At 65.4% G+C, this 22,259-nt stretch carries 17 protein-coding genes; 11 read left to right on the forward strand and 6 right to left on the reverse strand.

The features are described 5' to 3' along the window. The first annotated feature begins 45 nt into the window (after positions 1-45). From ACS5PJ_RS00675 to rpsA, 4 genes are all read left to right on the forward strand, one after another. On the forward strand, positions 46-657 hold the full coding sequence (locus ACS5PJ_RS00675; RefSeq protein ID WP_439433021.1) for a GyrI-like domain-containing protein: 612 nt from the start codon (positions 46-48) through the stop codon (positions 655-657). An 88-nt stretch (positions 658-745) separates the two neighbouring features. After that, positions 746-2,035, forward strand: coding sequence for a GNAT family N-acetyltransferase (locus ACS5PJ_RS00680; RefSeq protein WP_439433541.1), 1,290 nt, complete (start codon positions 746-748; stop codon positions 2,033-2,035). A gap of 28 nt (positions 2,036-2,063) precedes the next feature. After that, entirely contained in the window at positions 2,064-2,993 is a 930-nt protein-coding gene (locus ACS5PJ_RS00685) for a polysaccharide deacetylase family protein (RefSeq protein ID WP_439433022.1), read from the forward strand. Positions 2,994-3,190: 197 nt separating this feature from the next. Continuing rightward, on the forward strand, positions 3,191-4,669 hold the full coding sequence (rpsA, locus tag ACS5PJ_RS00690) for a 30S ribosomal protein S1 (protein WP_439433023.1): 1,479 nt from the start codon (positions 3,191-3,193) through the stop codon (positions 4,667-4,669). Positions 4,670-4,749: 80 nt separating this feature from the next. On the opposite strand, the gene ACS5PJ_RS00695 is transcribed toward rpsA, so the two are convergent. Beyond that, positions 4,750-5,265, reverse strand: a complete 516-nt coding sequence (locus ACS5PJ_RS00695) for a GNAT family N-acetyltransferase (RefSeq protein WP_439433024.1) — start codon at positions 5,263-5,265, stop codon at positions 4,750-4,752. After that, positions 5,249-5,938 carry an IMPACT family protein gene (locus ACS5PJ_RS00700; protein ID WP_439433025.1) on the reverse strand — a complete coding sequence of 230 codons (690 nt, stop codon included), beginning with the start codon at positions 5,936-5,938 and terminating at the stop codon, positions 5,249-5,251. The genes ACS5PJ_RS00695 and ACS5PJ_RS00700 overlap by 17 nt, the downstream gene beginning before the upstream one ends. 74 nt (positions 5,939-6,012) lie before the next feature. Here ACS5PJ_RS00700 and coaE point away from each other — a divergent pair, with 74 nt between their 5' ends. The 4 genes from coaE to ACS5PJ_RS00720 all read left to right on the forward strand — a co-directional run bounded on the left by coaE (position 6,013) and on the right by ACS5PJ_RS00720 (position 12,109). Next, complete coding sequence (coaE, locus tag ACS5PJ_RS00705) at positions 6,013-7,236, forward strand: dephospho-CoA kinase (protein ID WP_439433026.1); 1,224 nt, start codon at positions 6,013-6,015, stop codon at positions 7,234-7,236. Between the two features lie 89 nt (positions 7,237-7,325). Next, positions 7,326-9,425, forward strand: a complete 2,100-nt coding sequence (uvrB, locus tag ACS5PJ_RS00710) for an excinuclease ABC subunit UvrB (RefSeq protein ID WP_439433027.1) — start codon at positions 7,326-7,328, stop codon at positions 9,423-9,425. Positions 9,426-9,593: 168 nt separating this feature from the next. Then, positions 9,594-10,622 carry a TerC family protein gene (locus ACS5PJ_RS00715; RefSeq protein ID WP_439433028.1) on the forward strand — a complete coding sequence of 343 codons (1,029 nt, stop codon included), beginning with the start codon at positions 9,594-9,596 and terminating at the stop codon, positions 10,620-10,622. A gap of 128 nt (positions 10,623-10,750) precedes the next feature. After that, positions 10,751-12,109: an MFS transporter gene (locus ACS5PJ_RS00720; RefSeq protein ID WP_439433029.1), complete on the forward strand. Its 1,359-nt coding sequence runs from the start codon at positions 10,751-10,753 to the stop codon at positions 12,107-12,109. On the opposite strand, the gene ACS5PJ_RS00725 is transcribed toward ACS5PJ_RS00720, so the two are convergent. The 4 genes from ACS5PJ_RS00725 to ACS5PJ_RS00740 all read right to left on the reverse strand — a co-directional run bounded on the left by ACS5PJ_RS00725 (position 12,095) and on the right by ACS5PJ_RS00740 (position 17,941). Then, positions 12,095-13,378 (reverse strand): alpha/beta fold hydrolase, encoded by a 1,284-nt coding sequence (locus tag ACS5PJ_RS00725; RefSeq protein WP_439433542.1) that lies wholly within the window; start codon positions 13,376-13,378, stop codon positions 12,095-12,097. The genes ACS5PJ_RS00720 and ACS5PJ_RS00725 overlap by 15 nt on opposite strands. A 73-nt stretch (positions 13,379-13,451) precedes the next feature. Next, positions 13,452-13,952, reverse strand: coding sequence for a GNAT family N-acetyltransferase (locus ACS5PJ_RS00730; RefSeq protein WP_439433030.1), 501 nt, complete (start codon positions 13,950-13,952; stop codon positions 13,452-13,454). Positions 13,953-13,997: 45 nt separating this feature from the next. Next, entirely contained in the window at positions 13,998-15,383 is a 1,386-nt protein-coding gene (locus tag ACS5PJ_RS00735; RefSeq protein WP_439433031.1) for a CoA transferase, read from the reverse strand. Positions 15,384-15,394: 11 nt separating this feature from the next. Further along, positions 15,395-17,941, reverse strand: a complete 2,547-nt coding sequence (locus ACS5PJ_RS00740) for a DEAD/DEAH box helicase (protein WP_439433032.1) — start codon at positions 17,939-17,941, stop codon at positions 15,395-15,397. Between the two features lie 97 nt (positions 17,942-18,038). On the opposite strand from ACS5PJ_RS00740, the gene ACS5PJ_RS00745 reads away from it, so the two are divergent. The 3 genes from ACS5PJ_RS00745 to uvrA are packed head-to-tail and all read left to right on the forward strand — an operon-like array spanning position 18,039 to position 22,184. Next, a complete protein-coding gene (locus ACS5PJ_RS00745; RefSeq protein WP_439433543.1) occupies positions 18,039-18,821 on the forward strand; it encodes a trans-aconitate 2-methyltransferase in 783 nt (260 codons plus the stop codon). Beyond that, a complete protein-coding gene (locus tag ACS5PJ_RS00750; RefSeq protein WP_439433033.1) occupies positions 18,818-19,198 on the forward strand; it encodes a GntR family transcriptional regulator in 381 nt (126 codons plus the stop codon). The genes ACS5PJ_RS00745 and ACS5PJ_RS00750 overlap by 4 nt, the downstream gene beginning before the upstream one ends. A gap of 58 nt (positions 19,199-19,256) precedes the next feature. Then, positions 19,257-22,184, forward strand: a complete 2,928-nt coding sequence (gene uvrA, locus ACS5PJ_RS00755; protein ID WP_439433034.1) for an excinuclease ABC subunit UvrA — start codon at positions 19,257-19,259, stop codon at positions 22,182-22,184. Positions 22,185-22,259 lie beyond the last annotated feature (75 nt).

Here is a 22,259-nt window from a genome sequence, read left to right on the forward strand (position 1 = left end):
AACGGGACGCCAGGACCAGGACACCAGGAACGGGGGCGGGGCGCGATGGACAAGTACGACGTCCGGAAACAGTTCAAAGAACTGTATGCGCCCCGTGCCCGCGATTTCGAGGTGGTCACGGTTCCTCCCATGAACTACCTGATGCTGGACGGAGAAGGCAACCCGGGGACGGCGCCTGCCTACGCCGCCGCCCTGGAGGCGCTGTACTCGGTGTCCTACGCAGTCAAGTTCGCCAGCAAGCACGCGGGACGGGACTACGTCGTCGGGCCTTTGGAGGGTCTGTGGACAGCGGACAACCCTGATGCCTTCACCCGCGGCGAGAAGGACAGCTGGAAATGGACCATGATGATCCCCCAGCCGGACTGGATCGGTCCGGCCGGGATCCGGGACGGAATCGCGAAGGCTGCGGCGAAGAACGCTCCGGGCCTGGACAGACTCCGTCTGGAGACCCTTGAGGAAGGCCTCGCGGTGCAGATCCTGCACATCGGCAGCTACGACGACGAGGGTCCCACGCTTCACCGCCTGCATCATGAATTCATGCCGGCCAGCGGATTCGGGTTCGCCGGCCCGCACCACGAGATCTACCTCAGCGACCCCCGCAGGGTGGTTCCGGAGAAGCTCAGAACAATCCTGCGCCAGCCCGTGCGGCCGCTCTGACCACCCCTGGCTCCATGCGTACGCTTCCGGGCGTGTTGTTGCTGGCCAGGCGCCGGATGGGTTAGCTAGGCTCGGCACTGTGGCTGAACTGAGCGGGACCTACGAAATCCGGCGCTTCGACGCGGTGTCCAAGGGCGATCCGGGGTTCGCTGAGGCGGAAAATTGGGTTAGGGCAGTGGCGTTCGGTTTCCACGAGTCCACCCGCACGCCGGAGCATGTGGCGAAGTCCCTGGACACTTACAAGGCTGATCGCCGCGTTCTGACCGGCGCCTACCAGGCCGGCGAGGTGGCCCCGGGATCCCTTCCGGCGGATGTCCCGGTGGCTACCTTCGGCACGCTCCGCAAAACCCTCAACATCGGGTTTGGCCGGACGTTGGACACGCAGCTCGTCACCGCTGTGACGGTGCGGACCTCCCACCGGCGCCGCGGCCTGCTGCGCCGGATGATGTCCGAGGACCTGGATATGGCCCGGCGGGACGGGATCCCGATGGCGGCCCTGACCGCATCCGAAGGATCCATTTACGGACGCTTCGGGTACGGCGTGGCCAGCTTCGAACGCACCGTGAAAGTGGATACCACCGCCCGCTTCGTGCTCAACCACCAGTCAACCGGCATTGTCGAGGTGGCCGACTCCAAGGTGCTGCTGGATGTCGCGCCGGTGGTTTTCGAGCGGGTACACCGCGTCACGCCGGGATCGATCGGCCGCCAGGAATGGTACCGCCAACTCGCTTCCGGATCACTTGGCCGCGACGGCAAGGAAGACCCCGCTGTCAAGGTGGCCCTGCACTACGGCGCCGGCAACACGGTGGACGGCTATGTGTCCTACAGGTTCCTGGGCTGGGACACCGAGCCCCACACCGTGCAGGTGGTGGACCTCGTGGCCGCCACCAGCGATGCGTATCTTGAACTGTGGCAGTTCCTCGCCGCCATCGACCTCGTGGAGCGGGTCACGTGGGAGGAAGCGCCACTGGATGATCCCCTGACGTGGGCGCTTTCCGATCCCCGCTGCATCGACTCATCGGACAGCAGGGACATGCTGTGGCTCCGGATCCTTGACGTGGTCAAGGCGCTGGAGGCGCGGCACTACCAGGTGGACGGCCGGCTGGTGTTGGCGGTCCTGGATCCGTTGGGGCTGAGCGCAGGAACCTTCGCGCTGACAGTCAGTGGCGGTGAGGCCGCCGTCGAGCGTGTTGACACGGGGGAGGAACCGGACCTGACCTTGGATGTCTCGGCGCTGTCATCGATTTACCTCGGCGCCGTCTGCCCCGTTACCCTTGAGGCGGCAGGGCGGATCCGCGAGCACAGGCAGGGCGCGGCGCTCCAGGCCCGTGGGTTGTTCGCCGTCGAGCGGGCCACCCACTGCCTGACCCATTTCTAGGGGCCCCTGCATCATCGAAGGATTGTCCATGGGGGATATCCCCGCGCCGGGAAGGCCCGGCCGCCGGACCTTGCTGCTCGCAATGGCCGGTGCGGCATCCGTGGCCCTCTCAGGGTGCATGGCCACCGCCGACGCGTCTCAACCGGAGGGGCGCCCGACGCCGGAGGCACTCATTCCGGTGGATCCGGCTTCTCCTGCTCCCTCACGTACGGCGTCGGCGGAAACCCCTTCGGATGAGCCCTACCGGCCGACGCCACCCACGAAGCAACAGATTATTGCCGAGTTCGGGTCGCGCAAACCCCACGAGTGGGGGTTGCAGGTCACAGGCATCGTGGCCACGTCCGCGGCCCGGGACATTGCGCTGACGCTGGATGCCTGCGGAGGTCCGGGCGGCACCGGATGCGACCAGCAACTGCTGACGACGTTGCGGAAACTCAAGGTGCCGGCCACCCTCTTCCTCAACGAACGGTGGATCCAGGCAAACCCGGCACTGACGGCTGAGTTGGCCCACGACCCCCTTTTTGAACTGGCAAACCATGGGTACCTGCACCGCCCGCTGTCCGTCAGCGGGAGGTCTGCCTATGGGATCGCCGGAACAAGGGACATCGGTGAGGTCTATGACGAGGTGATGGGGAACCAGGCCGTCCTCCAGGACATCATTGGCCATGTTCCGGCGTTCTTCCGGCCTGGAACCGCTTATTACGACGACGTCGCGGCCGCCATTACCCGCCGGCTGGGCCCCTTGCCGGTGAATTTCAGTATCAATGGTGACGGCGGTGCCACGTTTCCACCGTCCACCGTGGCGGCCGAGGTCGGCAAGGCGCGGAACGGGGATATTGTCATTGCCCACTTCAACAAGCCCGGCAGCGGTACCGCGGCCGGGCTTGCCCAGGCCCTGCCCCGGCTTTTGGGACAGGGCGCAACGTTTGCAAAACTGGGGGCAGTACTGCCCACCTGACCAGCCCCGACTTTGACCGGTGTTGGCCGCTGCGACTAGAATAAGTGGGCGCGCACTACGTGCACGTTTCTATAATCCACAAAATCAGGATGACCCGGCGGATCCTTGCGGTGAGCCGAGACCTGCGCCTGCGTTCCATAACGCGGGCGCGGCGGTTTTCCTGACCGACTAACTATCCACAACGGAGCCCCTACTACATGACCATCACCTCCACCGAGAAGCCCGGTACCCCCGTAGTCGCGATTAACGACATCGGTACCGCTGAGGACTTCCTCGCAGCAGTCGACGCCACCATCAAGTACTTCAACGACGGAGATCTCGTCGAAGGTACCGTTGTCAAGGTCGACCGCGATGAAGTTCTGCTCGACATCGGTTACAAGACCGAAGGTGTCATCCCCTCCCGCGAGCTGTCCATCAAGCACGACGTTGATCCCGGAGACGTTGTCTCCGTTGGCGATCTCGTCGAAGCCCTGGTGCTCACCAAGGAAGACAAAGAAGGCCGCCTGATCCTCTCCAAGAAGCGTGCTCAGTACGAGCGCGCCTGGGGCGACATCGAGAAGGTCAAGGAAGAAGACGGTGTTGTCACCGGTACCGTCATCGAGGTTGTCAAGGGTGGTCTTATCCTCGACATCGGTCTGCGCGGCTTCCTGCCCGCATCCCTCGTCGAGATGCGCCGTGTGCGCGACCTTGCTCCGTACATCGGTCAGAAGATCGAAGCCAAAATCATCGAGCTGGACAAGAACCGCAACAACGTTGTGCTTTCCCGCCGTGCATGGCTCGAGCAGACCCAGTCCGAGGTCCGCTCCACGTTCCTCAACAAGCTGGAAAAGGGCCAGGTCCGTCCCGGCGTCGTTTCCTCCATCGTCAACTTCGGTGCCTTCGTGGACCTGGGCGGCGTAGACGGCCTCGTTCACGTTTCCGAGCTGTCCTGGAAGCACATCGACCACCCGTCCGAGGTTGTCGAAGTTGGCCAGGAAGTCACTGTCGAGGTTCTCGAGGTCGACCTGGACCGCGAGCGCGTCTCCCTGTCGCTCAAGGCTACGCAGGAAGATCCGTGGCAGACCTTCGCCCGCACCCACGCCCTCGGGCAGGTTGTTCCGGGTAAGGTCACCAAGCTCGTTCCGTTCGGTGCGTTCGTTCGCGTCGAAGACGGCATCGAAGGCCTCGTTCACATCTCCGAGCTGGCCGTGCGCCACGTGGAGCTGGCTGAGCAGGTTGTCTCCGTTGGTGACGAGCTGTTCGTCAAGGTCATCGACATCGACCTCGAGCGCCGCCGCATCTCCCTCTCCCTCAAGCAGGCTAACGAGGGCGTTGACGCCGAGTCCACCGAGTTCGATCCGGCTCTCTACGGCATGGCCGCTGAGTACGACGAAGAGGGCAACTACAAGTACCCGGAGGGCTTCGACCCGGAGTCCAACGAGTGGCTTGAAGGCTACGAGAACCAGCGCGCCGCCTGGGAGCAGCAGTACGCTGACGCCCAGACCCGCTGGGAAGCCCACAAGAAGCAGGTTGCCCAGCACGCTGCCGATGACGCTGCAGCTGCAACGTCCGGTGAGAGCGATTCCGGCACCACCAGCTACTCCTCCGAGCCTGCTGCCGAGACCAACGTTGGAGCCGGTACCCTGGCTTCCGACGAGGCTCTTGCAGCTCTGCGTGAGAAGCTGACCGGCAACTAATTTGCCACCGGCCCGGTAAGACCCGGGCTGATGCAGCTGGCCCGTCAGCCCGGCAATCCGGGCCCGGGTGCCTGGTCTTGTCAGGGGGAAAGTACGACGACGGCACTCACCGAGCCGTCGTCGTCGCGGTTCAGGACGGCGCTGGCCGAGGTGAGGAGGCGCGGGGCGCCGATGTTCCCGGCCGTCGTATGGGCAACTACCTGCCGCAGTCCGGCGAGGCGTGCCTGCGCCAGGACCAGGTCCAGTGCCGCTCCTCCGACGCCACGGCCTCGGAAACCCCGTCCCAGCCAGATGCCCGTTTCTGCAGAGCCATCGCCGGTGCGCTTAAGCCGGATGCACCCCGCCGGGCTGCCGTCGGACAGCACGGCCCAGCTCTTTTCCTGTGCGGGCCCGTCGAGGCCGGCGGCTGCCGCCCGGTGGTAGCCGCGGAACCAGTCCACCCGTTCGGTGTTCCAGTTCGTGCCGCTGCCACGCGGCGGCGTCACGTCGTCCGGTGCGGCGTCGCTCAGGGCGAGCTCCAGGAGCCGCTCCAGCATGGTTTCGTCGACGTCGGCCAGGCGGACGTGGGCCGGCGCAGTCTCAGCAGAGCGGGACATCAATCCACTCCGTTCCGCCAGGTGCCAGCGCGACTTTTCCGCCGGTGAGGGACAACAGTCGTTCACTGGCGGCGGCAATGTCTGCCGGGGTATCAGGTATTGCCAGCCTAAGGACGGTCTCCTGGGCTCCGTAGCTGGTTTCTGCCATGGCAAAGCCGGCGGCCCGCAGGTCATTTTCCAACCGGCCGGCTGCCGCGTGCGGAACCGAAGCCCCGCAGATGCGCCAGCGGCGCCGTTGGACAAGCGGGGCGAGTTCCACTGCGGAGGAAACGGACTCTGAATAGGCGCGTACCAGTCCGCCGGCACCCAGCAGGATGCCGCCGAAGTATCGTACGACGACGGCGCTGACGTCGCTGAGGTCTGCCACGCCAGGCGCTGTCTCCCGTTTGAGGAGCGCTTCCAGCATGGGGATGCCCGCGGTGCCGGACGGTTCGCCGTCGTCATGTGACCGCTGGATGCTGCGGTCCGGGCCCAGGATGAATGCCGAGCAGTGATGGCGGGCATCATGGAACTCCCGCCGCAATCCGGCCACGAGATCCCTTGCGGATTCCTCGCTGTCCGAACGCCGCAGCACGGTGATGAACCTCGACCTCTTGATCTCCAGTTCATGCCGGACATCCGGTCCCGCGGCAAGGGTGGTGTAGGACGTGGCCTGGCTCTCTTGGTCGTGCACCGGCCAAGTCTAAGTCCACAGCGCCCCCGGCTGCGCTCCACAGGGGAGCCCGGCGGCGTGAGTAAGCTGGTGGGGTGCTGAAAATCGGATTGACGGGCGGCATCGCCTCAGGAAAGTCAGTTGTTGCTGCCCGTCTCGCGGAGCACGGAGCGCTCCTGGTGGACGCTGACGCGCTGGCGCGTGAGGTGGTTGCACCGGGAACGCCTGGACTGGCCCGCGTGGTGGACGCCTTCGGCACGGACATGCTCGCCGCCGACGGCTCGCTGGAGCGGGCCAAACTGGGCGCCCTGGTCTTCGGCAACGCGGCCCAGCTGGCCGTACTGAACGGCATTGTCCACCCAATGGTCCGGGAAGCGGCGGCCGGCATTATTGCCGCGGCCGATGAAGGCTCTGTCGTTGTCCAGGACATTCCCCTGCTGGTGGAGACCGGGCAGGCCAGCGCCTTCCATCTGGTGCTCGTGGTGGACGCGCCGGATGACGTCCGGATCGCCCGGATGGTGGAGCGCCGGGGCATGACGGCGGAAGAGGCGCTGTCCCGCATGGCTTCACAGGCCACTCGTGAAGAACGGCTTGCCGCCGCCGACGTCGTCCTGGACAACTCCGGCACCCTCGAGGACCTGGCTGCGCAGGTGGACAAGCTCTGGAGCGGGCGCCTGGTGCCGTATGCGCAGAACATCAAGAACAGCTCCAAGGCCCCCCGTCCTGGCGGTCCCGTTCTGCATGCCCCCCGTCCTGAGTGGACCCGGAACGCGGAGCGGGTGGTGGCGCGGCTCCGTATGGCGCTGCAGGAGGATTACGGCGATACTGTCCTGGCCATTGACCACATTGGTTCAACCTCGGTGCCCGGCCTCGCCGCCAAGGATGTCCTTGATCTCCAGCTGGCTGTTCCGGACCTGGCGGCAGCGGATACCCTGGCGCCGGCCTTGGCGGCTGCCGGATACCCGCGGGTACCAGGCATCAACTCAGACCAACCCAAGGCCTCCAGGCCCGATCCGGCCGATTGGGCCAAGCGGTTCCATGCCAATGCGGATCCCGGGCTGGCCGTAAACCTCCATGTCCGGACCGCCGGTTCACCCGCGTGGCGGTTCGCACTCTGTTTCCGGGACTGGCTCCGGACGGACGCCGGCGTTGCGGGGGAGTACCTTGCCTTGAAGCACCGGCTCGCGGAACTGCACGCCGGCGATCCCGGAACCGATGGTTACGCCGCAGCCAAGGACTCGTGGTTCGCTGCAGCAGAGCCCCGGATGGAAAGGTGGGCCGCGCGCACAGGGTGGACTTCGCCGTCGTACGGAAATTGAATCTTATGGGGCCCGCCGGCTGTGGTGGGCGCTGTTCGCCTGTAACTGATCCGGCTGTGAGTGTCGGCCCCCGGTTGTAGATTAGAGGCATGAGCCTTGCCCAGGAGATCAACCGTGTTGTAGCGCCGTTTGAAGTCATCAGCGAGTTCCAGCCCGCCGGTGACCAGCCCGCGGCCATCGCGGAACTGACGGAGCGCATCAGGAACGGCGAGAAGGACGTGGTCCTCCTGGGTGCCACCGGTACCGGCAAGAGCGCCACCACGGCCTGGCTCATCGAACAGATCCAACGGCCCACCCTGGTCATGGTGCAGAACAAGACCCTCGCCGCCCAGCTGGCCAACGAATTCCGGGAACTGCTGCCGAACAACGCGGTGGAGTACTTCGTCTCCTACTACGATTACTACCAGCCCGAGGCGTACGTGGCGCAGACGGACACCTTCATCGAGAAGGACTCCTCCATCAACGAGGAAGTGGAACGGCTCCGCCACTCCGCCACCAACGCCCTCCTGACCCGCCGCGATGTCATCGTGGTGGCCACAGTGTCCTGTATCTACGGCCTGGGTACCCCGGAGGAATACATCGCGGGTATGGTCACGCTCCGCAAGGGGGCGGAAATGAACCGGGACGATCTCCTCCGGAAGTTCGTCTCCATGCAGTACGCCCGGAACGACATGGACTTCCACCGCGGCACCTTCCGGGTCCGCGGCGACACCGTGGAAATCATCCCGATGTACGAGGAACTGGCCATCCGGATCGAGTTCTTCGGCGACGAAATCGAGAATATCCACACGCTGCATCCGCTGACCGGCGAGGTGATCCGGGACGAAGAGGAAATGTACGTCTTCCCGGCCTCGCACTACGTCGCCGGCCCCGAACGGATGGCCAGGGCCATCAAGCGGATCGAGGACGAACTCGCTGACCGGCTGCAGGTACTGGAAAGCCAGAACAAGCTTGTGGAAGCCCAGCGCCTGCGGATGCGGACCACCTATGACCTGGAGATGATGCAGCAGATGGGCTTCTGCAACGGCATCGAAAACTACTCCTCGCACATCGACGGCCGTGCCGCGGGAACCGCCCCGCACTGCCTCATCGACTACTTCCCGGACGACTTCCTGCTGGTCATCGACGAATCCCACGTCACGGTTCCACAGATCGGCGCCATGTACGAAGGCGACATGTCCCGCAAGCGGAACCTGGTGGACTTCGGCTTCCGCCTCCCCTCCGCCATGGACAACCGGCCGCTCAAATGGGACGAATTCCTCCAGCGCGTCGGCCAGACCGTCTACCTTTCCGCCACTCCCGGCAAATACGAACTGGGCAAAGCTGACGGCTTCGTCCAGCAGATTATCCGTCCCACCGGGCTGATCGACCCCGAAGTGGTGGTCAAGCCCACCAAGGGCCAGATCGATGACCTGCTGGGCGAGATCAAGACCCGTACAGCGAAGAATGAGCGCATCCTGGTCACCACGCTGACCAAGCGGATGGCGGAGGACCTCACCGACTACCTGCTGGGCCATGGCATCAGGGTGGAGTACCTGCACTCGGATGTGGACACCCTGCGCCGCGTTGAGCTGCTGCGCGAACTCCGGATGGGCAAGTTTGATGTCCTGGTGGGCATTAACCTGCTCCGGGAAGGCCTGGATCTTCCCGAGGTCTCGCTGGTGAGCATCCTGGACGCGGACAAGGAAGGTTTCCTTCGATCCTCCACGTCGCTGATCCAGACCATCGGCCGCGCAGCCCGTAACGTCTCGGGGCAGGTGCACATGTACGCGGACCGCATCACCGACTCCATGGCACACGCCATCGACGAGACAAACCGGCGCCGCGCCATCCAGGTGGCCTACAACACAGAGCACGGCGTGGACCCGCAGCCCCTCCGGAAGAAGATCGCGGACATCACCGACCAACTGGCCAAGGAAGACGCTGACACCCAGGAGCTGCTGAACAACAACCGCCTGGCCAAGGGTGCCAAGCGCGGGAAGTCCGCGGCGAAGGGCGCAGCCAAGGTGCGGGCTGATGGCCTGGCGGCAGCACCGGCCGAGGACCTCGTGGGGCTGATCGAACAACTCACCGAGCAGATGCACGGTGCTGCAGCGGAGCTCCAGTTCGAAGTTGCCGCCCGGATCCGCGACGAAGTCAGCGAGCTTAAGAAGGAGCTCCGCCAAATGCAGGCGGCCGGTCACGCCTAGCTGCTGTAGAGTTAACGTCACGTAGGGGAGTATCCCAAGCGCTACGATCGTCAACACGCCAGGCACAGCTGCCTGACCGGGCGTAGCGGGCCACCACATCAGCACCAAGTGCACAGGTTGGCCGGAGAGACTTACACCGCTTCTCTGTACCCTGCGAAAGGCTACCCTGTGCTCGATTTGCCTGTGTGGTTCGAGGTCGGCTCGCTAGTCGTCCTCGGCCTGATCCTCCTGATTGACCTGTTGCTTGTGGTCAAGCGTCCCCACGAACCTTCCATGAAGGAAGCCGGCCTCTGGGTCGCGTTTTACGTGTCGCTTGCCCTGGTGTTCGCCGGCGCCATGTTCGCTTTCACGAACGCGGAGTTCGGCGGCCAGTTCGTCGCCGGCTGGGTTACCGAATACAGCCTCAGCATCGACAACCTCTTTGTCTTCATCATCATCATGGCCCGCTTCTCCGTGCCCCGGAAATACCAGCAGGAAGTCCTGATGGTGGGCATCATCATCGCGCTGATCCTGCGCGGAATCTTCATCCTGCTTGGCGCCATCGTCATCGAGCAGTTCAGCTGGGTCTTCTACATCTTCGGCGCTTTCCTCCTCTGGACCGCCTGGAAGCAGGCCCAGGACGAAGGCGAGGACGAAGAGGACAAGGAAAACCCGCTCATCGCCCGGATCCGCAAGGTCATCCCCATGTCGGAGAAGTTCGATGAAGGCAAGCTCCGCACCACGGTGGACGGCAAGAAGGTCTTCACCCCCATGCTGATCGTGTTCATCACCATCGGTTTGACCGACCTCCTCTTCGCCGTTGATTCGATTCCCGCCATCTTCGGCCTTACCCAGAGCCCGTTCATTGTCTTCACCGCCAACCTGTTCGCCCTGATGGGTCTGCGCCAGCTGTACTTCCTGCTCGGTGGCCTGATGAACCGCCTGATCTACCTCAAGCACGCCCTGTCGTTCATCCTGGCGTTCATCGGCGTCAAGCTTGTGCTGCACGCCATGCATGTGAACGAACTGCCGTTCATCAACGGCGGCAAGCACATTGAATGGGCGCCGGAGATCCCCACGTTCGTCTCCCTGGCCGTCATCGTCGGCACCATCATCGTCGCCGTGATCGCCAGCCTGATCAGCTCCAAGGCCCAGTCAGCCCATCTGGATCCCCGCCTCGAGGAAGACTCCAAGAAGAGCCTCACCGACGCCGAATAGGCGTACGCAGCTCACCGCCTGACCGGCAGTCCCGGCCGCACCTGCGGCCGGGACTGCCGTTGAAGCCCGCCCTGCAGGCATGAGAACCGCCTCTGTGGGACCGGCCTGCCGAGGACTATGCTCGGATCATGGTCCGCACCCTGATGTCGGAAAGTGGAGTGCGCCAGGTGCAGCGCCGCACCGTGGTGCTGTTGAGCGTTGCGCAGGTTTTTGCCGGACTCGGCACCGGGGCCACCGTATCCATCGGTTCCATACTGGCCGTTGAGCTGTCCGGTTCCGCGGCCTGGGCTGGTGCAGTGGCCACGGTGATGACTCTGGGCGCCGCGTTGGCAGCCTTACCCCTTGCCTCGCTGGCAGACCGCCGGGGACGCCGCATCGGTCAGGTCCTGGGGCTCGCGGCCGCCCTCCTGGGGGCAGTCCTGATCATGCTGTCAGTGGTGACGGGCCAGTTCGTCCTTCTGGTCCTGGGGGCGGCAGGGATCGGCGTAGGCACCGCCGCCAGCCTGCAGGCCCGTTTTGCCGCCGTGGACCTCGCCGATCCGGAACACCGCGGCAGGTCCTTGTCCGCCGTGGTGTGGGCGGTGACGGTCGGGGCTGTGGCCGGACCGAACCTGATCCAGCCGGGGGCGGCAGTGGGCCTTGCCTTGGGTCTGCCGCCCATTGCGGGCCCGTTCGTGATCTCCGCGGCCGGGCTCGTGCTGGCTACGGCCCTCCTTTTTGTCGGTCTCAGGCCTGACCCCCTCCTGCTGGCAAGGGAACTCGCCGCCCGGCACAACGGTGTCCAGCCCGAAGCAACCCCCGTCACGCAGACCCCGGCCGGGCCAGCCCCGACGAGGCCGCGCGGTTCACTGTTCCGCGGCGTGCGGGCCATCCGCGGGTCCGGAGCCGCGGTGCTGGCGTTGGCAGCCATCGTCGGAGCCCACGCGATCATGGTGGGCGTGATGTCCATGACACCGCTGCACCTGCAGGAGCTCGTGGCAGGGCCGGTTGCATCCCATGCCGGTCACGCGGCGTCAGGGGACGTGCTGGTGATCATCGGGTTTACCATCTCCCTGCATATTGCGGGCATGTTTGCGCTGTCCCCCGTCATGGGCTGGCTGACCGACAAGGTGGGCAGGATGGAAACCATCATGATCGGCTTCGTCACGCTCATCACTGCTGTCTTCGTCGCAGGGCTGGGCCAGACTTCCACCGTGGCCGTTGCCGTGGGGCTGGTCCTGCTCGGAATGGGCTGGTCGGCAGCCACGATATCCGGCTCCACGCTCCTGGCCGAGAGCGTGGGCCAGGAATCCCGTGTTGTGGTCCAGGGCGTCTCGGACATGTTCATGGGCGTTGCCGGTGCCGTGGGCGGGGCTACTTCCGGACTGGTCCTCAGCTGGGCGGGCTACCTGGGGCTGAACATGCTTGGCGGCGTGGTGGGGATTGCGGTCCTTGTTGCCGCGTTCCTGACCCGCATGGCGCGGCGGCGCAAGTCAGTCGCGGGCTGAGCGCACCATCCCCAGCAGCCGGCCGAAGATGGCCTCGCCGTCGTCGGAGATGCCGTCATGGTGGAACTCGCCGGTTTCCCAGACCTGGAGCCCCCGGACCGCAGCCGCCGTCTCCAAGGACAGGGTGCGGTCGACATAGATGTCGTCCCGGTAGACCGCAGCGGCTGCCGGCACCCTGTTCGCGGCCAGCTGAGGCTGGTCATACAAGGGCTTCCAGTCTTCTTTGGCGGCCACCAGTTCGGCCACCTGCTGCAGCGGCCGCAGCGCCGCGTCCTGCTCGAAGTACCAGGGGTAGACCATCTCGCCGGTCAGCAGCAGAGGCTCGGCATCGGGGCGGAATTCGGGGTGCTCCTCCAGAATCCGCCACGCTGACCAACCGCTTGCCTGCCCTTGTCCGTAGATCGACTCGTGCATCAGGGCATAGAGGGGGTTGGCCAGGCGCGACACTATTCCCTGCACCTGCTCGAGGAAGCCATCGGAGAGCCGGGCGCCACGGGCCGTCTCGATGAACGCATCCTCCAAAAGGTAATGCAGCCCGTCCACCCGGGTATTGCCGCCCAGGAATGACCCCACCATCTGGAACCGTTCCACGGTCAGGCGGCCGCCGTCGGGCAGGAACTCCGCGGTCTGCCGAAGATGGGCCGCGATGCGCTCCACTGTCAGGCGGTCTTCGGGATACCAGCTGAAGTATTCGGCGTTCCGGGCCGCGACGCGCTGGAAGGTGGCCCGGTAGACGTCGTCTGCGGGACCGGCGAGCGGCGCGAGACCGCCGGTGATCAGGGCTTCGCGCAGACCCTCCGGGGCGAAGGACAGATAGCTGAGGGCGCAGAACCCGCCGTAGCTCTGACCGTAGATGCTCCACGGGCCGGAGCCGAGTGCAGTGCGGATGAGCTCGGCGTCGGCAACGATCGAATCCGCACGGAAGTGCTCCAGATACGCAGCCTGCGCCTCAGCTGTCCCGCGCTGCGGCAGGGTGTTCCGGTCGATGGGCGATGACAGTCCGGTTCCGCGCTGGTCCAGCATCAGGATGCGGAAATCCCGGGCTGCGGCCTTGCTCCAGCCGTTGAGGGAAGCGAGCCTGTTGCCCCGCCCGCCCGGGCCGCCTTGAAGGAACAACAGCCAGGGAAGCTTTTCGGCCTCCGCCTCGGTGTGCGCTGTCGAAACATACTCGCGCGCAAAAACGGTGATGGTCTCCGGAGCTGCCGGGCGGCTTTCGGTGGAGGCGAAGTGGTCCAGCGGCACAGTGAAACAGTGCTCCGCGGTACGCATGCCACGGAATTCATGGCGTGCCCTGACCGTGTGGGGGACCGTTTCGGCTTGCGGGGCAGCGGCGGCGGGCTGCTCAGGCACGGGCTGCCGTCGTCGCGCTGCTGCCGAACTCTGCCAGCGCCCTGCCGGTCAGCCGGAAGGTCGACCAGCCGTCCAGAGGGCCTGCGCCGAGGCTGCGGTAGAACTGAATGGACGGTTCATTCCAGTCCAGGACGCTCCATTCGACCCGGGCGTAGCCGTTTTCGACGGCGGTGGCGGCCAGATGCCGCAGGAGCGCCTTGCCGAGGCCTTCGCCCCGGGCATGGGGACTGACGTAGAGGTCTTCGAGGTAGATGCCGTGGACGCCCTCCCAGGTGGAGTAATTCAGGAACCAGAGCGCGAAACCCTGGACCTCGCCTGCGGCGTTCTCTGCCATGGTGGCAAAGACGCGGGGGTTCTCGCCGAACAGCACCTCGGTGAGTTTTTCCGGAGTGTTGCGGACGGCGTCCGGTTCCTTTTCGTAGATGGCCAGTTCGTGGATCATCTGCAGGATTGCGGGGACGTCGTGCCGGGTTGCGGGTCGGATTACACTCATGCGTCGAGTTTACTAGGGGCTGCCGTGAACAACCGGCCGGGCCTCCTAGTGCCAGCGAAGCGGAGAGGTTCCGTAGCGGACCGGTGCCGTGGTGTATTCAAGGGGCACGCCGTCCGCCACGATGGGCGGCCCGACATACCGCAGTAGGCCATAGGGGCTTTCCGCAACACGGAAGTCCGGTTCCGGCAGGGGACCGCCGCGGGTGGTGACGGCCGGGAGCCTTAGCAGTTCTTCAGCGGTGCGGGCCAGGGAAAGCCGGGCCGTTCCGCCTGTGCCGGTGCTGAGCCGTTCGGCCAGCAACGCGATCACTGCCGCAGCCATACCATAGCCTGTGGCATGATCCAGTGCCTGGACGGGCAGCGCCCCGGGTTTCCACCCGCCGTCGGTGGTGCCGCCATACTGTTGGGCAATGCCGCACGCGGCCTGCACGAGGCTGTCGAACCCGCGCCGTCCGTTCCACGGACCGGCGCTGCCCCAGGCGCTGAGCGTGACCACCACCAGGCCTGGCCGGGCCAGCGACAACCCGGCAGGTCCCAGCCCGAAACGGTCAAGGCTCCCTTCGCGGTAGCCCGTGACCACGACGTCGGCCGAATCAACCAGGCCCCTGACCGCCTCCAACGCAGCGGCATTCCCGAAGTCCGCCTCCGCGCTGCGCTTGCCAAACCCCGAGTCAACGAATGCATCAACCAGCTCCGGAAGCTGCGGCGGGTCGATGCGCAGCACATCCGCCCCCAGGGCGCCGAGCAGACGCGTGGCCGTCGGGCCGGCAATGACGCGGGTCAGGTCCAGCACCTTGAGCCCGGCCAGCGGGCGGAGCGGCTCAGCGGAGGGAACCCACGACGCCGGCCGCACGCTTCCGTGGGACGCCGCCGGCGGGCCCGGGAAGGTGATCCACTGCCCGGCACCGGCGACGGCATGCATCGGCGTCAGTACCCACTCGTCCCTGCTTCGGACAGCTGCGGCGGCGCCGTTGTTGCCGGTGATGGCATCTTCGGCTTCCAGGGCCGTCATCCGCAGCAGGGTGTGTTCCACGGCCTGCGGGGTGCCGGCGGAGAGCGCCTCCATCAGCCGGGCGGCGTGGTGCGGGTAGTTGGCATGCAGGCGTATCCAGCCGTCCGACGTCGGCCGGAAGCCGGACAGCGGAGCAAAGTCGGCCGGCTTGCGGCCCGCGATCCGCAGGTGTCCCAGCGAATCGAAGGCTGCCGCCGTCGGGCCCGCGGCGCACGAATACCTCCCTGGAGCGGCAACCAGGACGTTGAGCGCCGTGGCCGCCGCCTGGACCGCCCCCAGGGCGAGCCCCTCAACATCCAGCGGGCCATCCCACCACCGCCTCGGACCGGAGGTGGGTGCCGCCGGCTGGGACTTCATGGCTTCCAGCACCCGCAGGCTGCCGGTCAGGTCGGGGACTGATTCCGCGGTGTCATCTTCCACTGTGTCATCGCCTAGAGCCTGTTGACGTCGGTGACGCTGACCACCGCTGTGCCGCTCTCATCGGAGGCTGCCAGGTCCACCACTGCGGAGATTCCCCAGTCGTGGTTGCCTGCAGGATCGTCGAAGATCTGCCGTACCTTCCAGAGTCCCGGCTCTTCGGTGATGATCAGGAGGCCGGGTCCGCGGGCGTCGGGACCTGTCCCGATGTCGTTGTGCTCGTCGAAATAGTCGTCCAGGACGTCCTCCCAGCGGTCCGCGCCCCAGCCGGCAGCGGCGTCGAGCTCGCCGAGCGCCGCCGCGTCCTCGTCCGCGAACAGTTCCACCCGGCGGAACATCTCGTTGCGGACCATGACACGGAATGCCCTGATGTTGGACGTCAGCGACGGCGGCGGGGGAGGAGGCGCGTCGTGGGGAGTCGGTGCCGCTCCGGAGGTCAGTTCCTCCCACTCGTCCAGCAGGCTGGAATCGACCTGCCGCACCAGTTCTCCGAGCCAGGCGATGAGGTCCTCAAGGTCCTCCCGCAGAAGGTCCTGCGGCACCGTTTGGCGCAGGGCCTTGAAGCAGTCCGCGAGGTATCGCAGCACGATTCCCTCGGAGCGGGCCAGCCCGTAGAACTGGACGAATTCACCGAAGTTCATGGCGCGCTCGTACATGTCCCGGACCACGGATTTTGGTGCCAGCTCGAAGTCGCCCACCCACGGCGCGGCTTTGCGGTAGACCTCGAAGGCTTCACCCAGCAGTTCGGCCAGCGGCTGGGGGTAGGTCACGTCTTCCAGCATCGCCATGCGCTGGTCGTACTCGATGCCGTCCGCCTTCATGGCTGCGATGGCTTCGCCGCGTGCCTTTTTCTGTTGGGCGGAGAGGATCTGCCGCGGCTTTTCGAGGGTCGCCTCGATCACGGACACGACGTCAAGGGCGTAAGACGGCGATTCCGGGTCGAGCAGCTCAAGCGCCGCGAGGGCGAAGGGCGAGAGGGGCTGGTTGAGGGCGAAGTTCGCCTGCAGGTGCACCGTGAGCCTGACGGTCCGGCCGTCCGGTCCCTGTTCTTCGGGCGGGATCCGCTCCACCACTTCGGCGGCGAGGAGCTCGCGGTAGATCCCGAGTGCCCTTTTCATCAGCTTGAGCTGCGAGGACCGTGACTCGTGGTTCTCGGTCAGAAGCCGGCGGGCGGCCTGGAACGGGTCACCGGGCCGTTCCAGCAGGTTCATCAGCATGGAGTGGGTCACGCTGAAACTCGAGGTCAAGGGGTCCGGCACGGATTCCACGAGGCGCTTGAAGGTGGGCTCACCCCAGGAGACAAAGCCCTCGGGCGGCTTCTTCTTGACCACCTGGCGGAGCTTCTTCTGGTCATCACCGAATTTAGCGGTGGCCTTGGCCATGGCCTTGACGTTCTCGATCACGTGCTCGGGCGCCTGGACCACTACAGTCCCCGCGGTGTCATACCCGGCACGGCCGGCCCTTCCGGCGATCTGGTGGAACTCCCGTGAGTTGAGCGGACGGGTGCGTACGCCGTCGTACTTGCTCAAGGCGGTGAGCAGGACGGTCCGGATGGGCACATTGATGCCTACGCCCAGCGTGTCCGTTCCGCAGATCACCTTGAGCAGGCCCGCCTGGGCGAGCTGTTCCACCAGCCGCCGGTACTTGGGAAGCATGCCGGCGTGATGGACTCCGATGCCGTGCCTGACCAGCCTGTTCAGGGTTTTGCCGAAGCCCGCGGCGAACCGGAAATTGGCGATCAGCTCCGCGATTTTGTCCTTTTCCTCACGCGAGCACACGTTGATGCTCATCAGGGTCTGGGCACGGTCGATTGCCTCGATCTGGCTGAAGTGCACCACATAGACGGGTACCTGGCGCGTGGCCAGCAGTTCCTCAAGCGTCTCGTGGACGGGCGTCTGGTGGTAGTAGTAGTGCAGCGGGATGGGCCGCTCGGCTGAGCTGACGGTGGTGGTGGGGCGGCCGGTCAGTTCAGTGATGCCGTTCTCGAAGCGGCTCACATCCCCCAGGGTGGCGGACATCAGCAGGAACTGGGCTTGGGGGAGCTCCAGCAGCGGGACCTGCCAGGCCCAGCCGCGCTGGGGATCGGAGTAGAAGTGGAATTCGTCCATGATGACCGAGCCCAGCTCGGCGGCGGCCCCTTCGCGCAGTGCGATGTTGGCGAGGATTTCCGCGGTGCAGCAGATGATCGGGGCGCTCTGGTTGACGCCGGAGTCGCCGGTGATCATGCCAACGTTCTCGGCCCCGAAGATATCGCACAGCGCAAAAAACTTCTCCGAGACAAGGGCCTTGATGGGGGCTGTGTAGTAGCTGCGTTCTCCGCGCGCCATGGCCTGGAAGTGGGCCGCAATGGCGACGAGGGATTTTCCGGACCCTGTCGGGGTGGCGAGGATGACGTTGGCACCTGCGGCGAGCTCCATGATGGCCTCGTCCTGGGCGGCGTACAGCTCCAGCCCACGGCTTTCGGTCCACTCAAGAAATTGTGTGTAGAGGGCGTCCGGGTCGATGCCTGCGCCGGAGGTGTTTTGGGCGGGCAGGACGGGCAGCTGGTCAACGAGTTTCATTGTTTTCCAGCTTAGTGCCCAGCGGGTTCCGGGGATCAGGGCGGGGGCGGGTTAGGCTCGCCGTATGGCCACAGACGCAACCGACCATGGAGAAACCATGATGTGGGACCCAGTGAAATACGTTCAGTTCGGTGACTACCGGGACAGGCCGTTCTTCGACCTCACCGGAAGGATCCGGACCGGGCGCCCGTCGAATGTGGTGGACCTGGGCTGCGGACCCGGCAACCTGACCGCAACCCTTGCGCAGCGCTGGCCGGAAGCGCGCGTCACGGGCCTCGACTCTTCCGCCGAGATGCTGGCCAAGGCAGGCGCCCGGGCGGAGGCCAACCATGGACTCAGCTTCCGGCAAGCAGATATCGCGGAGTGGACGCCCGACGCCGACACCGACGTGGTTGTCACCAATGCCGCATTGCAGTGGGTGCCCGGCCATCAGGAGATGCTGGCGCGCTGGCTGGAGGCGCTTAGCTCCGGGGCGTGGTTCGCCATGCAGGTCCCGGGGAACTTCAACGCCCCGTCGCATGCGCTGATGCGGGACCTGGCAGGCTCGGCAAAATGGGCGGCCCGGCTGGACGGAGTCCTCCGCGGCGGCGAATCGGTGGGGGAACCTGCTGAATACCTCCGCATCATGCTGGACGCGGGCTGCACCGCGGACGCCTGGGAGACGACGTACCTCCAGGTCCTTCCCGGCACGGATCCAGTGCTCGAGTGGGTCCGCGGCACAGCCCTGCGGCCGGTCCTGGCCGCCCTCACCGATGACGATGGCCGGGCTTTCGAGGCGGAGTATGCCACCCTTCTGCGGGCAGCCTATCCGTCAACGGACCATGGAACGGTCTTCCCGTTCCGGCGGATCTTCGCCGTGGCACAGAAGGGCCAGCGATGACCGCGGGCGCTTCCTTCCCTGGAAACTGGAAGCCCAACCAGGCCAGCACGGTTGCCCTCTACGAGCAGCTGCGCCTGCATGTCATCCGTCTCGCGGACAACGGTGACCTCCCGCCCGGGACCAGGCTGCCGGCCGTCCGGACGCTGGCGGGCCTCCTTGAGGTGGCGCCGCATACCGTGGCCAGGGCCTACAAGGAGCTCGAAGCGGCCGGCGTGGTCGCAACCAAAGGCAGGAACGGCACGGTCGTTTGCGCCCGTGACGAACGCTTGGACGCGCTGTCCCTTGCCGCCAATGCCTATGCATCGGTGGCGAAGGCCCAGGGGGCGGGCTTTGCCGAAGCAGTCAAGCTCCTCGCGGCCGCCTACGACGCCGACTGAGGCGCCCACCGCGGCGCCCGCATGGATATTCGAAGAAGTTTTCGATTAGCATTAGTGGGTGCCTAAAGCCGTAGCTGAAGAAACAGCAGTCGAATCCGTCCCCGTCACCGTTGCCCAGGCCCCCGTCAAGCCTGCCCGTCCAGACCTTTCCCGCCTTGTGGTCAAGGGGGCGAGGGAGCATAACCTTCGCAACGTGGACCTGGACCTGCCCCGCGACGCCATGATCGTGTTCACGGGCCTGTCCGGATCGGGGAAGTCTTCCCTCGCGTTCGACACTATCTTTGCCGAGGGCCAGCGCCGGTACGTGGAGTCCCTGTCGGCGTACGCCCGCCAGTTCCTCGGCCAGGTGGACAAGCCGGATGTCGATTTCATCGAAGGACTCTCACCGGCCGTCTCCATCGACCAGAAGTCCACCAGCAAGAACCCCCGCTCAACCGTGGGCACCATCACGGAGATCTACGACTACATGCGCCTGCTCTGGGCACGCGTGGGACGGCCGCACTGCCCGGTCTGCGGCGAAGTTGTTGCCCGCCAGACTCCGCAGCAGATCGTGGACCAGCTCCTTGAACTCGAGGAAGGGACCCGTTTCCAGGTCCTGGCTCCCGTGGTCAGGGGCCGCAAAGGCGAATTCGTCGACCTCTTCAAGGAGCTGACCGCCAAGGGCTACTCCCGCGCCCGGGTGGACGGCGAGCTGATCCAGCTCAGCGATCCGCCCAAGCTGGGCAAACAGTTCAAGCACTCCATTGAGGTGGTGGTTGACCGTCTGGTGGTCAAGGAGGGCATCAGCCAGCGCCTGACCGATTCCGTCGAGACCGCCCTGGGCCTCGCGGAGGGCCGCGTCCTGGCCGAGTTCGTGGACCTCGACGCCGACGCCCCGGAACGTCTCCGCGCATTCTCCGAGAACCTCGCGTGCCCCAATGAGCATCCGCTGGCGATCGACGAGATCGAACCCCGCTCCTTCTCCTTCAACAATCCTTTCGGCGCCTGTGCCGCCTGCAGCGGCATCGGAACCCGTCTCGAGGTTGACGAAGAACTGATTGTCCCCAACCCGGAACTGTCGCTGTCGGAGGGTGCCATCGCGCCCTGGTCGCTCGGCACCGCCACCACGGAGTACTGGAACCGCCTGCTTGCCGGGCTCGCGAAGGAACTCGGGTTCTCCATGGACACTCCGTGGGAGAAGCTGGGCAGCGATGTGCGCCAGACGGTCCTTCACGGAAAGGATCACAAGGTTGTGGTCCAGTACAAGAACCGCTTCGGCCGGGAGCGGAAGTACAGCACAGGCTTTGAAGGCGCCATCCAGTACGTCCACCGCAAACACGGCGAAACGGACTCTGAATGGGCGCGTGACCGCTACGAAGAGTACATGCGGCAGATTCCATGCCCCGCCTGCAACGGCGCACGGTTGAACCCGGCCTCGCTGTCCGTCCTGATCAACGGCAAGTCCATTGCCGACGTCGCCGCGATGCCTATGCGCGCGTGCGCTGACTTCCTGAACAACCTGGTGCTCACGGGCCGCGAAGCCCAGATCGCGCACCAGGTGCTGAAGGAGATCCAGGCGAGGCTGACTTTCCTTCTCGATGTCGGCCTCGAATACCTGAACCTCGAACGCCCCTCGGCAACCCTGTCGGGCGGCGAAGCGCAGCGCATCCGGCTGGCCACGCAGATCGGCTCCGGCCTTGTGGGCGTCCTGTATGTCCTCGACGAGCCATCCATCGGCCTGCACCAGCGTGACAACCGCAGGCTTATCGACACCCTGACCCGGCTCCGGGACATGGGGAACACCCTCATTGTCGTAGAACACGATGAGGACACCATCCAGGTGGCGGACTGGATCGTGGACATCGGACCCGGCGCGGGCGAGCACGGCGGGCAGGTGGTGCACTCCGGTTCCTACAAGGAGCTCCTGGCGAACACCGAATCCCTGACCGGGGACTACCTGTCAGGCCGCAAGAAGATCGAAATCCCCAAAAAGCGGCGCAAATACGACAAAAAACGCGAGCTGAAGGTTGTTGGGGCGCGGGAGAACAACCTGGTCAACGTTGACGCGACCTTCCCGCTCGGTCTGTTCACTGCCGTGACGGGCGTCAGCGGCTCCGGAAAGTCCACCCTCGTCAACGAAATTCTCTACAAGGTGCTGGCCAACAAGCTCAACGGGGCCAAGCAGGTCGCCGGCCGCCACAAGAGCATCCTGGGCCTGGACCAGCTCGACAAGGTGGTCCATGTGGACCAGAGCCCGATCGGGCGGACCCCCCGGTCCAACCCGGCCACCTACACAGGTGTCTTCGACAACATCCGGAAACTCTTCGCCGAGACCACCGAGGCGAAAGTCCGCGGCTACCTGCCGGGCCGGTTCTCCTTCAACGTCAAGGGCGGGCGCTGCGAGTCCTGTTCAGGCGACGGCACGCTGAAGATCGAAATGAACTTCCTGCCCGATGTCTATGTTCCCTGCGAGGTGTGCCACGGCGCCCGGTACAACCGGGAGACACTCGAGGTGCACTACAAGGGCAAGACCATCGCCGATGTCCTGAACATGCCCATCGAGGAAGGTGCGGAATTCTTCGCCGCCTTCTCGCCGATCGCCCGGCACCTGAACACCCTGGTGGATGTGGGCCTTGGCTACGTCCGCCTGGGACAGCCGGCAACCACACTGTCCGGCGGCGAGGCCCAGCGCGTCAAGCTGGCTGCGGAACTGCAGAAGCGCTCCAACGGCCGCAGCGTCTATGTGCTGGACGAGCCGACCACCGGCCTCCACTTCGAGGACATCCGCAAGCTCCTGATGGTGCTCCAGGGGCTGGTGGACAAGGGCAACACCGTTATTACCATCGAACACAACCTTGATGTCATCAAGAGTGCCGACTGGATCGTGGACCTTGGTCCGGACGGCGGCTCAGGTGGCGGGCAGATCGTGGCCACGGGAACTCCGGAGCAGGTGGCCAAATCCACTCAAAGCCACACAGCCGCTTTCCTCGCGGAGATTCTGGGTTAGTTCCCCGCAATGCCATGCCGGTTTTGCCGGGGTCAGGCACGGGACCCGACCGGAAGTATGCCTTCGCGGGCATGC

Source organism: Pseudarthrobacter cremeus, from assembly GCF_051857465.1.
Taxonomy (GTDB): domain Bacteria; phylum Actinomycetota; class Actinomycetes; order Actinomycetales; family Micrococcaceae; genus Arthrobacter.

What these genes read in the sequence shown, in the direction of transcription:
- ACS5PJ_RS00675 (WP_439433021.1), top strand. Translation starts at nt 46, where the DNA reads ATGGACAAGTACGACGTCCGGAAACAGTTCAAAGAACTGTATGCGCCC.
- ACS5PJ_RS00685 (WP_439433022.1), top strand. Translation starts at nt 2,064, where the DNA reads ATGGGGGATATCCCCGCGCCGGGAAGGCCCGGCCGCCGGACCTTGCTG.
- rpsA (WP_439433023.1), top strand. Translation starts at nt 3,191, where the DNA reads ATGACCATCACCTCCACCGAGAAGCCCGGTACCCCCGTAGTCGCGATT.
- ACS5PJ_RS00695 (WP_439433024.1), bottom strand. Translation starts at nt 5,265, where the DNA reads ATGTCCCGCTCTGCTGAGACTGCGCCGGCCCACGTCCGCCTGGCCGAC.
- uvrB (WP_439433027.1), top strand. Translation starts at nt 7,326, where the DNA reads ATGAGCCTTGCCCAGGAGATCAACCGTGTTGTAGCGCCGTTTGAAGTC.
- ACS5PJ_RS00720 (WP_439433029.1), top strand. Translation starts at nt 10,751, where the DNA reads ATGGTCCGCACCCTGATGTCGGAAAGTGGAGTGCGCCAGGTGCAGCGC.
- ACS5PJ_RS00725 (WP_439433542.1), bottom strand. Translation starts at nt 13,378, where the DNA reads ATGCGTACCGCGGAGCACTGTTTCACTGTGCCGCTGGACCACTTCGCC.
- ACS5PJ_RS00730 (WP_439433030.1), bottom strand. Translation starts at nt 13,952, where the DNA reads ATGAGTGTAATCCGACCCGCAACCCGGCACGACGTCCCCGCAATCCTG.
- ACS5PJ_RS00740 (WP_439433032.1), bottom strand. Translation starts at nt 17,941, where the DNA reads ATGAAACTCGTTGACCAGCTGCCCGTCCTGCCCGCCCAAAACACCTCC.
- ACS5PJ_RS00745 (WP_439433543.1), top strand. Translation starts at nt 18,039, where the DNA reads ATGATGTGGGACCCAGTGAAATACGTTCAGTTCGGTGACTACCGGGAC.
- ACS5PJ_RS00750 (WP_439433033.1), top strand. Translation starts at nt 18,818, where the DNA reads ATGACCGCGGGCGCTTCCTTCCCTGGAAACTGGAAGCCCAACCAGGCC.